Origin of the sequence: Nocardioides sp. (assembly GCF_047606145.1) — a bacterium.
Classification (GTDB): Bacteria; Actinomycetota; Actinomycetes; order Propionibacteriales; family Nocardioidaceae; genus Nocardioides.
In genome coordinates, this window is the sequence record NZ_JASGET010000053.1 from 1 (window position 1) to 18,855 (window position 18,855).

Annotated in this window: 16 protein-coding genes; 2 read left to right on the forward strand and 14 right to left on the reverse strand. The window is 68.9% G+C overall.

Annotation, left to right across the window (positions count from 1 at the left end; all coding sequences use genetic code 11):
• Positions 1 to 224, reverse strand: a 224-nt coding sequence (locus QM638_RS06935; protein WP_415141223.1) for a hypothetical protein, incomplete at its 3' end; no start/stop codon positions are given.
• A gap of 92 nt (positions 225 to 316) precedes the next feature.
• Between QM638_RS06935 and QM638_RS06940 the strand changes: the two genes are divergently transcribed.
• On the forward strand, positions 317 to 535 hold the full coding sequence (locus tag QM638_RS06940) for a hypothetical protein (protein ID WP_415141224.1): 219 nt from the start codon (positions 317 to 319) through the stop codon (positions 533 to 535).
• An 11-nt stretch (positions 536 to 546) separates the two neighbouring features.
• On the opposite strand, the gene QM638_RS06945 is transcribed toward QM638_RS06940, so the two are convergent.
• From QM638_RS06945 to QM638_RS06985, 9 genes are all read right to left on the reverse strand, one after another.
• Positions 547 to 1,902, reverse strand: coding sequence for a replication-associated recombination protein A (locus QM638_RS06945; RefSeq protein ID WP_415141225.1), 1,356 nt, complete (start codon positions 1,900 to 1,902; stop codon positions 547 to 549).
• Positions 1,903 to 2,154: 252 nt separating this feature from the next.
• Positions 2,155 to 3,339, reverse strand: coding sequence for an ABC transporter ATP-binding protein (locus tag QM638_RS06950; RefSeq protein ID WP_415141226.1), 1,185 nt, complete (start codon positions 3,337 to 3,339; stop codon positions 2,155 to 2,157).
• Positions 3,339 to 4,391 (reverse strand): ABC transporter ATP-binding protein, encoded by a 1,053-nt coding sequence (locus QM638_RS06955; protein ID WP_415141227.1) that lies wholly within the window; start codon positions 4,389 to 4,391, stop codon positions 3,339 to 3,341. The genes QM638_RS06950 and QM638_RS06955 overlap by 1 nt, the downstream gene beginning before the upstream one ends.
• Positions 4,392 to 4,411: 20 nt before the next feature.
• On the reverse strand, positions 4,412 to 5,428 hold the full coding sequence (locus tag QM638_RS06960; protein ID WP_415141228.1) for an ABC transporter permease: 1,017 nt from the start codon (positions 5,426 to 5,428) through the stop codon (positions 4,412 to 4,414).
• A gap of 130 nt (positions 5,429 to 5,558) precedes the next feature.
• Positions 5,559 to 7,307 carry an ABC transporter substrate-binding protein gene (locus QM638_RS06965; protein WP_415141229.1) on the reverse strand — a complete coding sequence of 583 codons (1,749 nt, stop codon included), beginning with the start codon at positions 7,305 to 7,307 and terminating at the stop codon, positions 5,559 to 5,561.
• A 95-nt stretch (positions 7,308 to 7,402) separates the two neighbouring features.
• Positions 7,403 to 8,419: an ABC transporter permease gene (locus tag QM638_RS06970; RefSeq protein ID WP_415141230.1), complete on the reverse strand. Its 1,017-nt coding sequence runs from the start codon at positions 8,417 to 8,419 to the stop codon at positions 7,403 to 7,405.
• Positions 8,420 to 8,574: 155 nt separating this feature from the next.
• Positions 8,575 to 10,362, reverse strand: a complete 1,788-nt coding sequence (gene aspS / locus QM638_RS06975) for an aspartate--tRNA ligase (protein ID WP_415141231.1) — start codon at positions 10,360 to 10,362, stop codon at positions 8,575 to 8,577.
• Complete coding sequence (hisS, locus tag QM638_RS06980; RefSeq protein ID WP_415141232.1) at positions 10,359 to 11,693, reverse strand: histidine--tRNA ligase; 1,335 nt, start codon at positions 11,691 to 11,693, stop codon at positions 10,359 to 10,361. Before hisS ends, aspS begins: the two co-directional genes overlap by 4 nt.
• Positions 11,694 to 11,696: 3 nt before the next feature.
• Positions 11,697 to 12,410: an MBL fold metallo-hydrolase gene (locus QM638_RS06985; protein ID WP_415141233.1), complete on the reverse strand. Its 714-nt coding sequence runs from the start codon at positions 12,408 to 12,410 to the stop codon at positions 11,697 to 11,699.
• A gap of 121 nt (positions 12,411 to 12,531) precedes the next feature.
• On the opposite strand from QM638_RS06985, the gene QM638_RS06990 reads away from it, so the two are divergent.
• A complete protein-coding gene (locus tag QM638_RS06990) occupies positions 12,532 to 13,767 on the forward strand; it encodes a DUF349 domain-containing protein (RefSeq protein WP_415141234.1) in 1,236 nt (411 codons plus the stop codon).
• Positions 13,768 to 15,117: 1,350 nt separating this feature from the next.
• On the opposite strand, the gene QM638_RS06995 is transcribed toward QM638_RS06990, so the two are convergent.
• The 4 genes from QM638_RS06995 to QM638_RS07010 form a co-directional block, all read right to left on the reverse strand.
• Complete coding sequence (locus QM638_RS06995; protein ID WP_415141235.1) at positions 15,118 to 15,828, reverse strand: anti-sigma factor domain-containing protein; 711 nt, start codon at positions 15,826 to 15,828, stop codon at positions 15,118 to 15,120.
• Positions 15,825 to 16,430, reverse strand: a complete 606-nt coding sequence (gene sigK, locus QM638_RS07000) for an ECF RNA polymerase sigma factor SigK (RefSeq protein WP_415141236.1) — start codon at positions 16,428 to 16,430, stop codon at positions 15,825 to 15,827. The genes QM638_RS06995 and sigK overlap by 4 nt, the downstream gene beginning before the upstream one ends.
• Before the next feature lie 45 nt (positions 16,431 to 16,475).
• Positions 16,476 to 17,117 carry a fasciclin domain-containing protein gene (locus QM638_RS07005; protein ID WP_415141237.1) on the reverse strand — a complete coding sequence of 214 codons (642 nt, stop codon included), beginning with the start codon at positions 17,115 to 17,117 and terminating at the stop codon, positions 16,476 to 16,478.
• A 98-nt stretch (positions 17,118 to 17,215) separates the two neighbouring features.
• The coding region (locus QM638_RS07010) for a molybdopterin-dependent oxidoreductase (protein ID WP_415141238.1) at positions 17,216 to 18,855 on the reverse strand (1,640 nt) is incomplete at its 5' end.

The window sequence follows — 18,855 nt, forward strand, 5'->3', positions numbered from 1 at the left end:
CCCTGCCGCGCCGCCGGCAGCTGCCGCTCGAGCGCGTCGAGCCGGGCCGCCAGCTCGGCGGTGGCTCGCTGCGCCACCCCGACCTCGGCCTCGGCGTCCGCCCGGACCGTCGCCGTACGACGCCCGGAGACGGCCACCGAGACGACCGCCAGGGCAACCGCCGCGGCGACCAGCACGAGGAGGACGACGACCACCCACGCGGGCAGGCTCCACTCACTCGTCATGGTCCCCGACCCTATCGCGAGGATTGGTGACAACCGATCCGGCGTCGTCGGCATCGCAACACCGGAACCACTCACACGACCCAGGAGAGATGATGACTCGAAGGATCCTCGCCACCCTCGCCCTCACCGCCGCCGCGGGCACCGCCTCACTGGCCATGGCCGGCTCGGCCAGCGCCGACAACGGCGGGTGGTACAAGACCTCGGCCGCGTGCCAGGCGACCGGGCACCAGGCCATCCACGACGGATATCACCACTACCGCTGCAGCTACGTCAGCACGCACAAGCCGCACTGGCATCTGATCCTCAGCTGAGGCGAGGCGGGCTACGCCTCGCCTCGGACGATCCGGCGGACGCGCTCCCAGCGCTCCTTGATCGCCGCCTCGGCGCCGTGCGTGGTCGGCTGGTAGTAGGTCGCATCGGCGACCACCTCGGGTGCGTAGACCTGCTCGGCGATGCCGAACGGCTCGTCGTGGGCGTACTTGTACGTGGTGCCGTGGCCGAGCTTCTTGGCGCCGGCGTAGTGCGCGTCGCGCAGGTGCGTCGGCACCGGGCCGATCTTGCCGGCATCGACGTCCGCGATCGCGGCGCCGATGGCGGTGGTCACCGCGTTCGACTTCGGTGCCACCGCGAGGGCGATGGTGGCGTGCGCGAGGGTCAGCTGGGCCTCGGGCAGCCCGATCAGCTGGACCGTCTGCGCCGCCGCCACCGCCGTGGTCAGCGCGGTCGGATCCGCCAGGCCGATGTCCTCGGAGGCGAGGATCATCAGCCGGCGCGCGATGAACCGTGGGTCCTCGCCCGCCTGCAGCATCCGCGCCAGGTAGTGCAGCGCGGCGTCCGCGTCCGAGCCGCGCACCGACTTGATGAACGCGCTCGTCACGTCGTAGTGCTGGTCGCCCTGCCGGTCGTAGCGCACCGCCGCCTGGTCCACGGCGGTCTCGGCCACCTCGAGGGTGATCTCGCCGCCCGCACCGGCGGCGCCGGCGGCCGCCTCCAGGTAGGTGAGCGAGCGGCGGGCGTCCCCGCCGGCGAGCCGCACCAGGTGGTCGAGGGCGTCGTCGGTGGCCGAGACCCGGCCGCCCAGTCCCCGCTCATCGCTCAACGCCGAGCCCAGGACCTCGCGGACATCGTCGTCGGTGAGCGAGGTCAGCCTCAGCAGCAGACTGCGGGAGAGCAGCGGCGAGATGACCGAGAAGAACGGGTTCTCGGTGGTGGCCGCCACCAGGGTCACCCACCGGTTCTCGACACCGGGCAGGAGCGCGTCCTGCTGCGCCTTGCTGAACCGATGCACCTCGTCGACGAAGAGGACGGTCTCGGTCCCGGTGGCGACCAGCTCGGCGCGGGCCGCGTCGATCGCCGAGCGCACCTCCTTGACGCCCGCGGAGACCGCGGAGACCTCCACGAACCGCCGTTCGGTCTGTCGGCTGATGATCGAGGCGATGGTGGTCTTGCCGGTGCCGGGTGGTCCCCACAGCAGCAGCGACAGCGACTGCTCGCCTTCGATCAGCTGTCGCAGTGGCGAGCCCGGCGCGCGCAGCTGCGGCTGCCCGACGAGCTCGTCCAGGGTGCGCGGGCGCATCCGTACGGCGAGCGGCGCCGCGGCGTGCTCGGCGTCGGAGAGCGAGCCGCCTCGCGCCGCGCCGGGTCGGCCCGCGGCACCCATCTCGAAGAGCCCGTCCATGCCTTCACCCTAGTGAGCCCGGGGAACCACGACGTCGCCGGTCGACCGACCTTCGCCGGTCGAGTAGCCCTCGCGAGGAACGAGCGAGGCGTATCGAGACCGCACCGGCCCATCCCGCGGTCTCGATACGCTCGCTAGCGCTCGCTACTCGACCGACGGACGGAATCAGCACGCTCGCTACTCGACCGACGGACGGAATCAGCACGCTCGCTACTCGACCGACGGAACCAGTGCTCGCTGCTCGGCGGACGGCTACGCCCGTCCCATCGTCCGCTGCCCCAGGTCGAACCAGGTGTCCGCGTATCCCGGTCCGGCCCCCGGGATCTCGGCCGGGCTCGCGCCCGGGTCCGGAGCACCGGAGTCGTCGACCCCGAGCAGCCGAGCGGTGATCGGCTCCTCGGGTGCCTTCCCCAGCTCGCCGGCGAAGTGGCAGGCGACCTTGTGCTGAGGCCCGATCTGGAGGAGCGGGGGCTCTTGCCGCGAGCAGATCTCCTGCGCCAGCGAGCAGCGGGTGCGGAACCGGCAGCCCGAGGGCGGGTTGATCGGCGAGGGCACGTCGCCGCTCAGCCGGATCCGCTCGCGGCGACCGCCGATCTGAGCCTGCTTGACGTCCGGGACCGCCGACAGCAGCGCCTGGGTGTAGGGGTGGTGCGCGTGGGAGTAGATGGTGTCGCGATCACCGATCTCCACGATCTTGCCGAGGTACATCACGGCGATCTCGGGGCAGAAGTGACGCACCACCGCCAGGTCGTGCGCGATGAAGAGGAAGGCGACGTTGAACTCACGCTGGATCTCCTGGAGCAGGTTGATCACCTGCGCCTGGATCGAGACGTCGAGCGCGGAGACCGGCTCGTCGGCCACCAGGATCTTCGGGTTCAGGGTCAGCGCCCGGGCGATGCCGATGCGCTGGCGCTGGCCACCGGAGAACTCGTGCGGATAGCGGTTGTAGTGCTCCGGGTTCAGGCCGACGATGTCGAGCAGCTCGCGGACCCGTTCCAGGACCTTGTCCTTGGGCACCACCTTGTGGATCAGCAGCGGGGCACCGATGATCGCGCCGACCGTGTGCCGCGGGTTCAGCGAGGTGGCCGGGTCCTGGAAGATCATCTGGATCTCGCGGCGCAACGGCATCAGCTCGCGGGCCGACAGGCCGGCGATGTCCCGGCCCTCGTAGTCGATGCGACCGCCGGTGGGCCGGTAGAGCCTGGTGATCAGCCGACCGGTGGTCGACTTGCCGCAGCCGGACTCGCCGACGAGTCCCAGCGAGGAGCCCTCGGCCACCTGGAACGACACGCCGTCCACCGCCTGGACCTGCCCGACGGTGCGCCGGATGATGCCGCCGCCCTTGACCGGGAAGTACATCCGGAGGTCGTCGACCGAGAGCACCGGTTGGGCGTTGGCCGACGGTGCGGCCGGCTGCTCCAGGGTGTGTTCCGTCATCACTGCTCCTCGACCAGGTCAGGGGCGATCTCCGGGAGGATCTCACTCTCGAAGACCTCGCGGGGACGCACCAGATGACACCGCTTGACGTGATTGCCACCGCTCTGCGCCGGGCTCAGCTCCGGCAGCAGCGTGGAGCAGAGTCCGCCGGGGACCTTGTCCACGTGGTCGCAGCGCGGATGGAAGGCACATCCGGGGGGCGGATTGAGCAGGCTCGGCGGGTTCCCCCGGATCGGGATCAGCTTCGCCTCGGTCGGCGCACTCAGGTCGGGGACGCTGGAGAGCAGCCCCCAGGTGTACGGCATCTCGGGGTGGGTGAGGATCTCCTTGCCGGGGCCGTACTCCACCGCCCGGCCGGCGTACATCACCAGCACGTCGTCGGCCATCTCGGCGACGACGCCCAGGTCGTGGGTGATGATGATGATCCCGGAGTTGAACTCGCGCTGCAGGTCCTGCAGCAGATCGAGGATCTGCGCCTGCACCGTCACGTCGAGGGCGGTGGTCGGCTCGTCGGCGATCAGCAGTGCGGGGTCGTTGATCAGTGCCATCGCGATCATCGCGCGCTGGCGCATGCCGCCGGAGAACTGGTGCGGATAGTCGTCCACCCGTACGTCGGGACGCGGGATGCCGACCCGGGCGAGCATCTCGATGGCCCGCTTGCGGGCCACGCTCTTGCGGACGTCGTTGTGCACCAGGTACGCCTCGGCGATCTGGTTGCCGACCGTGTAGTAGGGGTGCATCGCGGACAGCGGGTCCTGGAAGATCATCGCCACGTCCCGGCCCCGGCGCAGGCGCATCTGCTCGTCGCCCAGGGCGAGCAGGTCCACCTCGTCGAGCATGATCTCACCGCTGACCTGGGCGCTGGTGCCGCGGTGCAGCCCGAGGATCGCCGAGCTGGAGACCGACTTGCCGGAGCCGGACTCGCCGACGATGCCGAGCGTCTTGCCACGCTCGACGTCGAAGGAGAGACCGTCGCACGCCTTGACGATGCCGTTGACGGTCGGGAAGTGGACGCGCAGGTCACGCACCGACAGGAAGGGGTTCTCGGTCATCTGTGGGTTCCTCTTCCCGGCTACGCGACGCGGACGCGCGGATCGATCACGGCGTACAGGACGTCGACGATGATGTTGGCGATGATCACGAAGGCGCCCAGCAGCAGCACCAGCCCGATGATCGTCGGCAGGTCGAAGTCGGCGCTCGAGTCCACCGCCAGCTTGCCCAGGCCGTCGTAGTTGAACAGGCTCTCGGTGATGATCGCGCCGCCGAGCACCGCGGCGATGTCCAGGCCCGCCATCGTCACCAGCGGGGTCAGCGCCGCGCGCAGGCCGTGTTTGAACAGCACCTTCGACTTCGGCAGGCCCTTGGCCCGGGCGGTGCGGATGTAGTCCTCACCCATCGACTCCAGGACGAAGGCCCGGGTCATCCGGACATATCCGGCCATGTAGAAGACCGCCAGCGTGATCGCGGGCATCAGCAGGTTCACCGCCCACTGGCCCACCCCGCCCTCGGCGATCGAGGTGTAGCTGGGCACCGGATACAGATGCCACTGGATACAGACGAAGGTCAGCAGCAGGGTGCCGATGAAGAACGTCGGGAACGCATAGAGGAACAGCGAGAGTCCCACCACGCCGCGGTCTATCAGCGTCCCCTTGAAGATCGCGGCTATCACGCCTAGCAGGACGCCGACGATCAACCAGATCAGGACCGCCGCGATGCCGAGCGAGATCGAGACCGGCGCCGCCTCCTTGATCTCGTGGTTGACCGTCTCCTGCTTGTAGACCGAGAACCCGAAGCACGGTGCGCTGCAGTGCGTCACCTGGTCCGGGTTCTTCTCGCGCAGCTCCTCGTCCACCGGGAAGTCGCGTCCCACGACGACACCCTTCAGGAACTGCCCCCACTGCACCACCACCGGCTGGTCGTAGCCGAGCGACTTGCGGGCCTGCTCGCGCAGCTCGGGCGAGCAGTTCTTGCCGCAGGCGAACTGGGCGGGGTCGACGGGTGAGGCGAAGAAGAAGATATAGGTCACGAAGCTCATCACGAGCAACATGATCACGCCGATGATGCTGCGGCGGATGATGTAGGCCACCATCGCGGTTCAAACCCTCCGGGCGGATCGGAGCGTCGGCACACCGGTGTGCGCCGACGCCGCTTGGGTCGGGTGGGGCCCCGGGTCCCGGGGCCCCACCCGATGGTTCAGCAACGAGCGGGCTTCGCCGCCGTCAGTCCTCCACGCCGATCGGACCGAGGTCCGGGAAGCTGCTGGAGGCCGCGGTGGTGGTGAAGCCGGTGACCTTCGAGCCGTGCAGCCAGTTGAAGATCGAGATCTCCAACGGGATGTAGGCGGTGTCCTTGCCGAGCTGGAGGTCGGCCTTCTGCAGGTACTTCGTCTGCTGGGTGAGCGTGGTCGCGGAGCGGGCCTTCTCGGCCAGCTTGTTGAACGCCGCGCTCTGGTAGTTGCCGTAGTCCTGACCGTTGCTGTCGGCCGAGAAGTTCACCGTGCTGTCGAACAGCGGCGGCGTCACGGTGATGGCCGACGGCCAGTCGGCGCCCCAGCCACCCCAGATCACGTCGGCGGTGTTGCTCGGCTTCTGGATCTTGGAGTAGTAGACGTCGCCCAGCGGGTCGAGGGTGACCTTGAAGCCGGCCTTGTCCCAGGTGTCCGCCAGCGCCGCCGCCTGCTTGTCAACCGTGTCGCTCTGCGGATAGGTGAAGGTGATCGGGTACGGCGTGGAGACGCCGGCCTGCTTGAGCAGCTGCTTCGCCTTGGCGACGTCACCGGAGTTCGACCCGGAGAAGGCCGGGTTGGACTGATAGCCCTTCACCGACGGGTTCACGATCGACGTGGCGGCCTTGTAGGCCTTGGCGCCGCCACCGGCGGCGATCCAAGACTCCCTGTTGGTCGACGCGGCCAGCGCCTTGCGCACCAGCGGGTTGGTCAACCGCTTGAAGTTCAGCACCACGTAGTCGACGTACGGCGACTCGACCTGCAGGTAGCGGTCCTGGGCCGAGGAGATGCGGGCAAAGTCCGAGGTCGGGATCCGGTTCTCCGAGATCATCCGCTGGGCGTCGCCGCTGTCCGCGAAGAGCTCCTCGTAGATGGTCTCCGGGGTGTCGCCGAACTTGAAGGTGATCTCGTCCGGCAGCGCCTGCCGCAGGTCCGGGTTGTCGGTGCTGGCGTCGTAGTTCGGGTTGCGCACGAAGGTGCCGCCCTTGTCCGGGTCGTAGCCGTTCGGACCGACCTCGTACGGACCGTCGGAGAAGACGACGTCGTCGTTCTTGGCGCCCTTGTCCTCGGACTTCTTGTACGGGTCCATCATGTGCAACGAGGCGACGGCCAGCGGGAAGTCCGGCCACGGCTTGTTGAACTTGTAGGTGATCGTCCGGTTGTTGTTCGAGCAGGTGATCGCCTTGTCGAACCCGGCCTGGCCGTCACCCTTGTACGGGCCGTCGTAGACCGGCGTGCCGTCGGACTTGCGCGGCACATCAAGGTAGTTCAGCAGGTAGTTCGGCCCGCCGGTGATGGTGTCGGTCGCGAAGACCCGGGACGCCCCGTACTGGAAGTCCGCGCAGGTGATCGCCGAGCCGTCCTGCCACTTGACGCCCTTCTTCAGGGTGAACTGCCACTGGCGTCCGCCCTTCGACGACGTCCCGGTGTCGGTGGCCAGGTCCGGCACCGGCGTAGTGGCCTCGGTGGTGTCCGACGAGGCCGGGTAGGCGACCAGCTGGCGGTAGAAGAGCCGCGTCTCGTTGGAAAGGTCGACACCGGTGTAGGTGCGCTGCGGATCCCAGTGGTCGACCGGGTCCTGCTGGCTGATGATCAGCTCGCCGCCCTTGGTGCCGGTCGAGCCCGAGCCGGAGGACGAGCTGCCTCCCGAGGAGTTGTCGCTCCCTCCGCCACACGCAACGAGCCCCAGTGCCAGGGCGCCGACGGCGCCGACCGCCATCAGCCTCTTGACAGGCTTCGCCATTTGTCTCTCCTTGATGTGTGTTCGCGCCAGGTTGGCGAACGTGTCGATGGCCGGTTGCCACCGAGATCTGTGAAGGGCTCCCGGGATCAGTCCGGTCACCTATTCGATTTCGGGTCCAGCGCGTCGCGCAGACCATCCCCGAGAAGATTGAAGGAGACCACGATGACCGCGATCAACAGCGCCGGGATCAGGAAGTAGATGAAGTCGACCTGCGCGTACTGCAGCGAGTCGCGCAGCACGTTGCCCAGCGTCGGGGTCGGCGGCTTGATGCTGACCCCCAGATAGCTCAGCGCCGCCTCGGCCGAGACGTAGGCCGGCATCGTCAGGGTGAACAGCACCAGCAGCGGCGCCCACAGGTTCGGCAGGATCTCCTTGAAGTAGATCCGCCACCTCGAGGCACCCAGCAGGACCGCCGCGTCGATGAACTCCCGCTCCCGGATGCTCAGCACCTGGCCGCGCACCACCCGCGCCGTCGCCGGCCAGCCGAAGATGCCGAGCACCAGGATCGCGTACGTCGCCTGCGCCATCGGGCCACTCGGGATCGGGGTGTAGTCGGTGATCAGCAGCAGCCCGGTCGAGGAGAGCGCCAGCAGCATCAGGGTCTGCGGGAAGGAGAGCGTCAGGTCGATCGCGCGGCCGATGATCGTGTCGGCCCAGCTCCGGCTGAAGCCGGCGATGATGCCAAGGATCGCTCCCAGCACGACCGCGATCAGGCAGGCCAGCAGGCCGATCACCAGCGAGAAGGTGATGCCGTACCAGAATCGGGACAGCGCGTCCCGGCCGGTGCCGGGCTCCACGCCGAGCGGATGCGACCACGAGATCCCGCCGAAGCCACCCTTCGGCAGGGTGTTCTCGTCCAGCAGGTTGCCCTTGCCGCTGTTGTGGTACGTGTACGGATCCAGGACGCCGAGATGGACCAGGATGGGCGCGGCGATCGCGGCCACCAGCACCAGTACGACGACCACGAACGAGACCATCGAGAGCCGGTCCTTGCGGAAGCGCCCGATGGCCAACTGCGTCGGCGACCTGCCGGCGACCTCTTCCGGTTCGCCCTGGGTCTTCCCAGGGTCCGGGAGGTTCTCACTCTCGATGCTCGAGGCCTGGACGGTCATGGCTCCTCTGTCGTGCCGGGAGGACCCCTCGACGCGTCCGCGCGCCGAGGCACCTCCGGGATAGCTTCCGCAGAGACCTTAAGCGACACAGGCGGCCCGCGTGGGCTTCAAGACGTAACGATCTGGTCTCAACCTGTGCGAGATGTTTCGCCAGATCAGCCCTTCGACCCGAGCACTTCCTCCGGTACGGCGTCCACACCGGCCTCCTTGCGCTGCGCGGCGCTGATCGGCGCCGGGGCCGCGGTGAGCGGGTCGAAGCCGCCACCGGACTTGGGGAAGGCGATCACCTCACGGATCGAGTCCATCCCGGCGAGCAGCGCGGTGATGCGGTCCCAGCCGAAGGCGATGCCGCCGTGTGGCGGGGCGCCGTACTTGAACGCCTCCAGCAGGAAGCCGAACTTCTCCTCGGCCTCCGCCGGCCCGAGTCCCATCACCTCGAAGACCCGCTTCTGCACGTCGGTGGCGTGGATACGGATCGAGCCGCCGCCGATCTCGTTGCCGTTGCAGACGATGTCGTAGGCCCAGGCCAGCGCGCTGCCGGGGTCGGCGTCGAAGCCGTCCAGGTCCTGCGGAGCGGTGAAGGCGTGGTGCACCGCGGTCCAGGCGCCACCGCCGACGGCCACGTCACCGGCGGCGGTGGCCTCGTCGGCCGGCTCGAAGAGCGGCGCGTCGACCACCCACAAGAAGCTCCAGGCGTCCTCGTCGACGAGTCCGACCCGGTGGCCGATCTCCAGCCGGGCGGCGCCGAGCAGGGCGCGGCTGGGCTTGGGCAGGCCGGCGGCGAAGAAGATGCAGTCGCCCGGCTTCGCGCCGACGTGGGCGGCGAGCCCGGCCAGCTCGGTCTCGGAGAGGTTCTTGGCCACCGGCCCCGACAGGGTGCCGTCCTCGGCGACCAGCACGTAGGCCAGGCCCCGGGCGCCGCGCTGCTTGGCCCACTCCTGCCAGGCGTCGAGCTGACGGCGAGGCTGACTGCCACCACCCGGCATCACCACCGCGCCGACGTACGGCGCCTGGAAGACCCGGAACGGCGTCTCGGCGAAGTACTCGGTGCACTCGGTGATCTCCAGCCCGAAGCGCAGGTCCGGCTTGTCCGAGCCGTACCTCGCCATCGCGTCGGCGTACGTCATCCGCGGCAGCGGGGTGGGGACGTCGTACCCGATCAGCTGCCACAGCGCGGAGATGACCTCCTCGGCGAGCGCGATCACGTCGTCCTGGTCGACGAAGCTCATCTCGACGTCGAGCTGGGTGAACTCCGGCTGCCGGTCCGCGCGGAAGTCCTCGTCGCGGTAGCAGCGGGCGATCTGGAAGTACCGCTCCATGCCGGCCACCATGAGCAGCTGCTTGAAGAGCTGGGGGCTCTGCGGCAGCGCGTACCAGCTGCCGGGCTGGAGCCGGGCCGGGACCAGGAAGTCGCGGGCGCCCTCCGGGGTGGAGCGGGTCAGCGTCGGGGTCTCGATCTCGACGAAGTCATGGGCGTACAGCACGTCGCGGGCGGCCTTGTTGACCCTGCTGCGCAGCCGCAGCGCGTGGCCGGGACCGGAGCGGCGCAGGTCGAGGTAGCGATGCTTCAGCCGCGCCTCCTCGCCGACCTCGCCGGCCCCCTGGGCGGCAGCGTCGTCGACCGGGAACGGCAGCGGCGCGCTCGGGCTGAGCACCTCGATCTCGGTGGCGGTGACCTCGATCTCGCCGGTGGCCAGGTGCGGGTTGACGTTCTCCGCGGTCCGGGCCACCACCTCGCCGACGACCTTGAGGCAGTACTCGTTGCGCAGGCTGTGCGCCACCGCCTCGTCCCGTACGACGACCTGCACGACGCCGCTGGCATCGCGCAGGTCCAGGAAGGCCACGCCGCCGTGATCGCGGCGCCGGGCCACCCACCCGGCCAGGGTCACGGTCTGGGCGACGTCGGCCTTGGTCAACGTCCCGGCGTCATGGGTGCGGATCACTGCTGCTCCTTGAGAGATGTCGAGTCGGTCCCCGGAACCGCCGAGTCGGTCCATAGAACCGGCGAGTCAGTCGTTCGTACCACCGAGTCGAGATAGCCGACCAATCCGTCGAGGGGTACGGCGACCTGCTCGCCGCTGGCCATCGACTTGACCTGGGCGGCGCCGGACGCCAGGTCGCGCTCGCCGACCACGACGACGTACGGCGCACCCGAGCGGTCGGCCTGCTTCATCGCGCCCTTCAGCCCGCGCTCGCCGAAGAGCTGATCGGTACGCAGCCCCGCGGCCCGCAACTCGCCCGCCAGTCGCGGCGCGTGGGCCCGGGCGGCACCCAGCGGCACCAGGTAGACGTCCAACGGCGTCGCTGGTCCCGGCATGAGTCCCTCGGCCTCGCAGGCCAGCAGGGTGCGGTCCACGCCGAGTCCGAAACCGATCCCGGAGAGCTCCTGGCCACCGAGCTCGGCCATCAGACCGTCGTACCTGCCACCGCCACCGATCCCGGACTGCGCGCCGAGACCGTCGTGCACGAACTCGAAGGTGGTGCGGGTGTAGTAGTCGAGGCCGCGGACCAGCAGCGGGTTGATCACGTATGCCGTGCCGCGCTGGTCGAGCAGCTCGCGCACGCCGGCGAAGTGCGCCGCGCAGTCCGCGCAGAGGTGGTCCAGCATGAGTGGCGCGTCCTGGAGCTGGGCACGGACCTCGGGCCGCTTGTCGTCGAGCACCCGCAGCGGGTTGAGCCGGGCGCGCTCGCGTGTCGGCTGGTCGAGGTCCAGGCCGGCCAGGAAGTCGGTGAGCAGCGCCCGGTACGCCGGCCGGCACTCCCGGCAGCCGAGGCTGGTCAGCTCCAGCCGGTAGCCGGTCAGGCCCAACGAGCGATAGCCGTCGTCGGCGATGCCGACCACCTCGGCGTCCAGGGCCGGGTCGTCCGACCCGATCGCCTCCACCCCGAACTGCTGCAGCTGCCGGTAACGGCCCTGCTGAGGTCGTTCGGCGCGGAAGAACGGGCCGACGTACCAGAGCTTGACCGGCAGCTGACCCCGGTCCAGCCGGTGCTCGATGACGCTCCGGATCACGCCGGCGGTGCCTTCGGGCCGCAGCGTGAGCGACCTGCCGCCGCGATCGGCGAAGGTGTACATCTCCTTGGAGACCACGTCGGTGGACTCGCCCACCCCGCGCACGTAGAGCTCGGTCTCCTCGAAGACCGGCAGCTCGACGTACCCGAAGCCCGCCAGAACCGCCGGCCGGGCGAGGGCCTCCTTGATCGCCAGCCAGGCGGCGGAGACGGGGGGAAGGTATTCAGGGATGCCCTTGGGCGCCGCCAGCGTGTTGCTCATGGATCACAGACCTTTGGTGATACGTCCCGCCTCGGCGCCGTCCTGGAGCTCGAGCAGGAAGGGGTTGGTCGCGCGCTCGCGACCGATGGACGTCTGCTCGCCGTGTCCGGGGAGCACCACGATGTCGTCGGCGAGCGGCAGCACCTTGTCGGTGAGGCTGCGCAGCATCGTGGCGTGGTCACCGCCGGGGAGGTCGGTCCGCCCGATCGAGCCCGCGAAGAGCAGGTCACCGGAGAACATGACCTCGCTGACCTCCGGCTGGACGTCGTAGGGCGTCCGGAAGGTGACCGACCCCTCGGTATGACCGGGGGTGTGGTCGACGGTGAGGGCGAGGCCGGCCAGCTCGAGGGTGACGCCGTCGGCGAGCTCGCGTACGTCGTCCGGCTCGGTGAACTCATGGTCGCCACCGAGCAGCATGCCGGCGGACTCGCGCGACATCCCGGCCATCGGGTCGCGGAGGAGATGCCGGTCGCTCGGATGGATCCAGGCGGTGGCGTCGTAGGTGCCGGCGACCGGCGTCACGCTCCACATGTGGTCGATGTGCCCGTGGGTGAGAAGTACGGCGACCGGCTTGAGTCGGTGCTCGCGCACCACCTCGGCGATACCCGGCGCGGCATCCTTGCCCGGATCGATCACCAGGCACTCACTGCCCGGCGCGGTCGCCGCCAGGTAGCAGTTGGTGCCCCAGGGACCTGCGGGGAAGCCGGCGATCAACACCGCGCCAGCCTATCGGCCAGTGGGGGGCGGCGCCGCATCGCGGTCTCTGACTACGATGGGCGGGCGAAAGACGTGCCGGCCCGTGCCGAGACGACGGCCGAGAAGACGATGGGAATCATCTGTGACCAGCGAGCAGTGGGGTCGGGTCGACGACGACGGGACCGTCTACGTGAAGACCGCCGACGGCGAGCGCGCCGTCGGACAGTATCCCGAGGGGTCGGCCGAGGAGGCGTTGGCCTTCTTCACCAACCGGTTCGACCAGCTGGCCTTCGAGGTGGAGCAGCTCGAGCGCCGGGTGCATGCCACCAAGAGCTCGCCGGAGGAGGCGACCGAGGCGGTCAAGATCGTCCGGGCCAAGGTGGTCGAGGCCAACGCGGTCGGCGACCTGGCCGCGCTCGCCGCCCGGCTGGACGCGCTCACTCCGGTGATCGCCACTCAGCGTGAGGCCCGGCGGGCCGAGCGCGCCGCCCGCGCCGAGCAGACCCGGGAGCAGAAGGAGGCGGTGGTCCGCGAGGCCGAGCGACTCGCCGAGAGCAACGACTGGCGCAACGGCGCCAACCGGTTGCGCGAGCTGTTGGAGCAGTGGAAGGCGCTCCCCCGGATCGATCGGGCCAGCGACGACGCACTCTGGCGCCGGTTCTCGACCGCCCGGACGGCGTACACCCGGCGCCGCAAGGCGCACTTCGCCGAGCTCAACGAGAAGCGCGAGGGAGCACGGGTGATCAAGGAGCGGCTGGTGGTCGAGGCCGAGGCGCTGGCCGACTCGACCGACTGGGGCCCGACCGCCGGTCAGTACCGCGACCTGATGCGACAGTGGAAGGCGGCCGGCCCGGCGCCGAAGGACATCGACGACGCGTTGTGGAAGCGATTCCGTGCGGCACAGGACGTCTTCTTCGGGGCCCGCGACGCGGCCTCCGCCGCGATGGACGCCGAGTTCGCCGAGAACGCCGAGGTCAAGGACCGGTTGCTGGCCCAGGCACAGGAATTGCTCCCCCGGCTCGAGGCCGGCGATCTGGACGGCGTCAAGCGCGACTTCCGCGAGATCGCGGCCCGCTGGGACGAGGCCGGCAAGGTGCCGCGGGCGCGGATCCGGGACCTGGAGAACGGGATCCGACGGGTCGAGCAGGCGATCAAGGCGGCCGAGGACGAGCAGTGGCGCAAGTCCGACCCGGAGAAGTCCGCCCGTGCCGACGACATGATCAACAAGCTCGAGTCGGCGATCGCCCAGGTCGAGGCCGACCTCGACGCCGCCCGCGCCGCGGGCGACACCCGCCGGATCACCTCGCTGGAGGAGAACCTCGAGTCGCGCCGCCAGTTCCTGGAGATGGCCCGGCGGGCCTCCGCCGACTTCTCCTGACCGTCGGCCGCCCCGGCACGCTCACACGCCGTCGGTCGGGAGCCTAAGTCGTCGCTACTCGACCGACCGTTCATCGCCACTCGACCCGCGGCTCTGTTCTCGTTGGTCCGGTAGCCGTCGCGGGCGACGTCGGGTCGAGACCATCAAGGTCGTCGGTGTTCCGTACCCCACCGATCGCTGACGCTATTGGGTGATCCAGTAGGTGAAGACTCCGGAGACACCGCACACCGACTTTCAGCATGACCTCGATCTCATTGGCGGCTTCACCGCAACCTGGTCCAAGACACGTGGTCCTTGTCCCTCATCGACGCCCGCCGATGAGCCCTTGCATGCCTCGTCAGGGTCCCTGCACGAGACGCCATCGACAACCCACTCCCCCAGCCCGCTGATCGGCGCGGGCCTTGCGGGAACTCCCATCGCCAACCTATGCTGCAGAGAGAGTGTCAGTTTCGATTAAAGGAAGTGGTCATGTCTATCGAGTCGCTAACCATGCGCACACTCACCGCACTACTGATCGTTGCAGCAATTGCCGCCGTCGCCTTGACGTTCGGTGGCGTCTCACATTCCTTCCATGCCCAAACCGAAGGCTACAACGGGGGCGGAACTGGTGGCGGAAGCGCCACTGACTGTTCTGACGCTCGATGCCCGTAGGGAGGGTGTGAGCTAGTACAGCCGTTGCAATCGGTTTGGCTGCCACACCAGTCGACATAGTGAATGCTGCCGCAACAGTCGTTGCGGCAGCATTCACTCATCACTAAGAGAACTATTCAGCGTCCCGATCGAATCAGAATCTTTACAAGGAACAACCACGCCGGGCTTCTGTGGACCGATTCATATAAGTCCTCTCCTTTTGAGTTGAGAGGTCGTTAGAAATTTAAACACGTTTCCTCATCTTACGGGACGGCTCCATGGCTCCCGTAAGAGCGTTCTATCGAATCATTCAGATAAATCATTGACGAGCAGGCGTCCGGCAGTGCATGGACTGGTCAAAAGAAACCTCCGGTCCCGCCGTCTCCGCCGCCGGGACGGTAAAGCGTCGCCGTGCCCTGCTCCCGGAGCTTGCGAGATCGGTTGGCGGTCCCATTCGGGCCAGGTTTCGCCCGGCCACTGGCCCACCACACGGCCGCACCGACGGCCACTGTCACTGCCACCGCAACGAGCCAGAACACCACACTGCACCTCCCGAGTACACGTAGTCTTTGATGGTACTCGATTACTGGGTGGTCCGGTAGGCGTCGAAGACGCCGGGACGCCGCGCGCCGACTCGAGCACGGTGTCGAGGTGCTTGTCCCGGCCGTCTCGGACGGTCTCGAAGGGACATCGAAACGACGACTTGCGAGGGTGACCCGGTCAGAAGGTGACCAGGGCCAACGGGTCGGTGGTGGGGTGTGTCGATCCCCCGACGGGCTCGACGGTGATGCCGATCCCGACAGCGGCCGTCGTCGAACCGGTCACCAGCACCGGGGTCGTCAGCGTGCGCGTCAGCCCGGCTGGCTGCATCTGGCCAGCAGCGTCTTGAAGCCACAGCTCATAGACATGCCCCGTCGGGGGGCTGTGCAACTCCGGGGCGACGATCGCCGCTCGACCCAACGAAGCCGAGCGATAGACGGTGACCTCTCCGGTGCCGGCCCGCACCCGGGTCCGCACGACATCGGAGGCGTGCACGACCCGGTCCACGAGCGCAACGTGGTGGCTGGACGGCTCCGTCCATGGCTGCCAGACCACCGCACCGGTCGCAAGCACGGCCGCGACCGCGACGATCGCCGCCCATCGGCGTCGCGGCCGCCCACGCGACCTGCCCGTCTCCGCCCGTCCCCGGATCGGCAGATGCGGTGCGAGCGGACGCACCGTGGCCGCGTCGGCCATGAGCCGATCGCGCAGGGCGGCGGGCGGTGGGGTCGCTGTCGTCTCGGCCAGCATCGCGGCGGTCTCACGCAACCCAGCGACCTCGGCGCGGCAGGACTCGCACTCAGCGAGGTGTCGCTCGAACTCGGCGCGCTCGGGTGGTTCGAGTGCGTCGACGGCGTACGCGCCGGAGAGCGCATGGATATCGCCGCTCATCGGGCACCCCCCACCCCGAGGACGTCACGCAGTCGGATCAGTCCGTCCCGGATCCGCGTCTTCGCGGTGCCCAGCGGGAGGTCGAGCAGGACGGCCACCTCGGTGTGGGTACAGCCGCCCAGATAGGCGAGCTCAACGGCCTGTCGTTGGATCGGCGTCAGCCCCGCCAGCGCGGAGCGGACCCGACGAGCCTCGAAGGACGCCTGCACCACCTCCGCTGTGCTGTCGTGGTTCACCGGCCGGTTCCTCTCCTCGTACACCGTCTCACGCTGCCGCGCCGACTCCGCGGCGCGGACCCGATCGACCGCCCGACGATGGGCGATGGTCATCATCCACGCAAGCGCACTCCCGCGCGCGAGCTCGAAGCGGCTCGATGTCCGCCAGATCTCCAGGAAGCACTCCTGGGTCACCTCCTCAGCCTGCGCAGGGTCACGCACCACACGGAGCACCAGGCCGTAGACGCGCGCCGAGGTGCGATCGTAGAGATCCGCAAACGCGGCATCGCCGCCACGTGCGCACGTGCGCAGCAGGTCGGCCAGGACACGCCCCTCCGACATCCCCCGCTCGGGGACGTCGGAGGGCACCGGGTCGAGGTGGTTCACGAGGGACACTCTGCCGTCATCATGAGAGGGAGTGGGCGCCCCAACTCACATGTCCTGCGGCATCAGGACCGTGTCGATGACATAGACCGTCGCGTTGGCGGTCGGAATGTTGCCGCACAACACCTTCGCACCATCCACGGTCATGCCGTCCGTCCCCCCGGAGACCTTCACGTGATCCTTGTCCAGCGTGGTGTGCGATCCATCGATCGAGGACGGCGCGAGCTGGCCCGAGATCACGTGGTGGGTGAGGATCTCGGTCAGCATCTTCTTGTTCGCCAACACCTTCTTGAGCTGGGCGGCCGGAATCTTGGCGAAGGCGTCGTTCGTCGGAGCGAAGACGGTCAGCCCGTCGGCACCGTTGAGCGTGTCGACCAGTCCCGCCTTGGTCACCGCGGTGACCAGGGTGCTGAGCAGCGGGTTGTTGCTGGCTGCGGTGGCGACCGGGTCCTTGACCATCCCGTCGAAGGATCCCGAACCGGAGCTGGGGATCGAGGAGCAGCCCGGTCCGAACGTCCGATCTGCGATGTCCGAGCCGGATCCGGCCGCGGCCGACGACCCGGCCGCGCCGGTATCCCCGCCGCCTGAGCCGGCAGTCGTGGAGTCGTCGCTGCCACAGGCGGTCACACTCACGCTGAGAGCGATGGCGACGGCCGTGAGGACGCCAGTACGGCGAGTTGCGTGGGTCATGGGGTCCGTCCTCTTCGAGTGGTTGGGTGTCATCGGTGGTTCGTCACGATGACTCGCTCGGATTGGTGTCGTCCTCAGAGATCGAGTCGGACCGGCGATCAGGAGACGGTGACCTGGACGGTGTGGATCCCGCTCGACCCCGAGGGAAACGGATTGGCGCGGGCCGCAGTCTGGATCTCGCCTGCGCCGTCGACGGCGCGGCAGGAGAGAGTGTGGCTGCCGGGTGTCGCCGCCCAGTGCCAGAACCATTGCCGCCAGTAGTCGCCGGCCACCCGGGGTCCCAGCTGGGCGTGTTGCCAGCTTCCACCGTCGACGCGCACCTCCACCCGCCGCACGCCACCGCTCTCTTGCGCCCAGGCGACGCCTCCGACGACGACGCCGCCCCGACGGAGCCCGGCCAGCGCCCGCGGGGTGTCGATCCGGCTCGAGATCTTGATCGGTGCGTCCGTCGCCCAGCCACGCCGTGTCCAATAGGCGTCCTGGGATGCGTAGGTGGTCAGGGTCATGCGGGTCAGCCACTTCGTCGCGCCGATGAAGCCGTACAGCCCAGGGACGATCAGTCTCGCGGGGAATCCGTGCTCGCGCGGCAGGACGGCACCGTTCATCCCGACGGCGATCATCGAGTCCCGACCATCGGTGGCCGGGCCCAATGGCGTGCTGATCGTCATGCCGTCCACGTCGGTGCTCAGGATCTGGTCCGCCGCGTCACCGACCCCGGCCCGGTCGAGCAGGTCGGTGAGTCGTACGCCGAGCCAGCGCGCCCCTCCCACGTACGGTCCGCCGACGCTGTTCGAGACGCAGGTCAGCGTGATGTCACGCTCGATGAGTGGCATCGCCAGGAGCTGCTCGAAGTCGAGGAGCAGCTCCTGGTGCACATCTCCGTCGATGTGCAGTGACCAATCCGCCGACGCGATCACCGGCACGTCGAGTCGGGTGTCGACGCGATAGAAGTCTCCGCACGTGGTCCGCAGTGGCGTGACCCCGTCGACCATTCGCTCGATCCCAACCGGGAACCGGCCAGCGGTCGACGCCGGGGCCGGCAGGACGATGTCCTCGGCTCGGCTGCGCAGACGAGCCAGCCATTGCCCGAGACCGGTCAGTACCACGATGCCACCGCCACCGACCCCGGCTCCGATCAGCACTCCTCGCCTCGAGGGCGGCCGCGCGTCGAGGTGAGCCGTGCCCGCACCATGCTCCGGACCGACAGCAGGTGGACGGCGCCGAGGCCGTGCCCATCCCAACGCCCGCAGCGCCGTCAGTGAGCCGACCGCGACCATCGCAGCGCTCACGCTGGGAACGACATCGAACGGGGAAGCCGCCGGGCGTCGTACGGCACAGACCGCCGGCACCGCGGCGAGCATGATCACGAAGCACTCCGCAACGGGCGGCGCCGCGCGGCGGACGAGCGGCCCGACCAGCACGGAGACGAACAGCACGACCAGCAGGACCGAGTCGATCAGGATCATCTTGTCGTGGGTGCCGAAGTGCGCGATCGCCCATTCCTTCAGCGGCGTCGGAGTCCGATCGATCACCGCCGAGCCGACGGCGAGCAACGGGGAGGCGGACGGCGTCATCGCGGCGGCGACCAGGTGGCCCGCCGCGAGTCCCAGACCGACCGAGAGTGGGCCCACCAAGAGCGAGCTCAGGGCGACCTCGAAGGTCCGCGCCGACGGCATCGTCATGGAGGGAGTTCGCCGCGGAGTCGCGATCGGATCGGTCGCATGACCCATCCGATCGC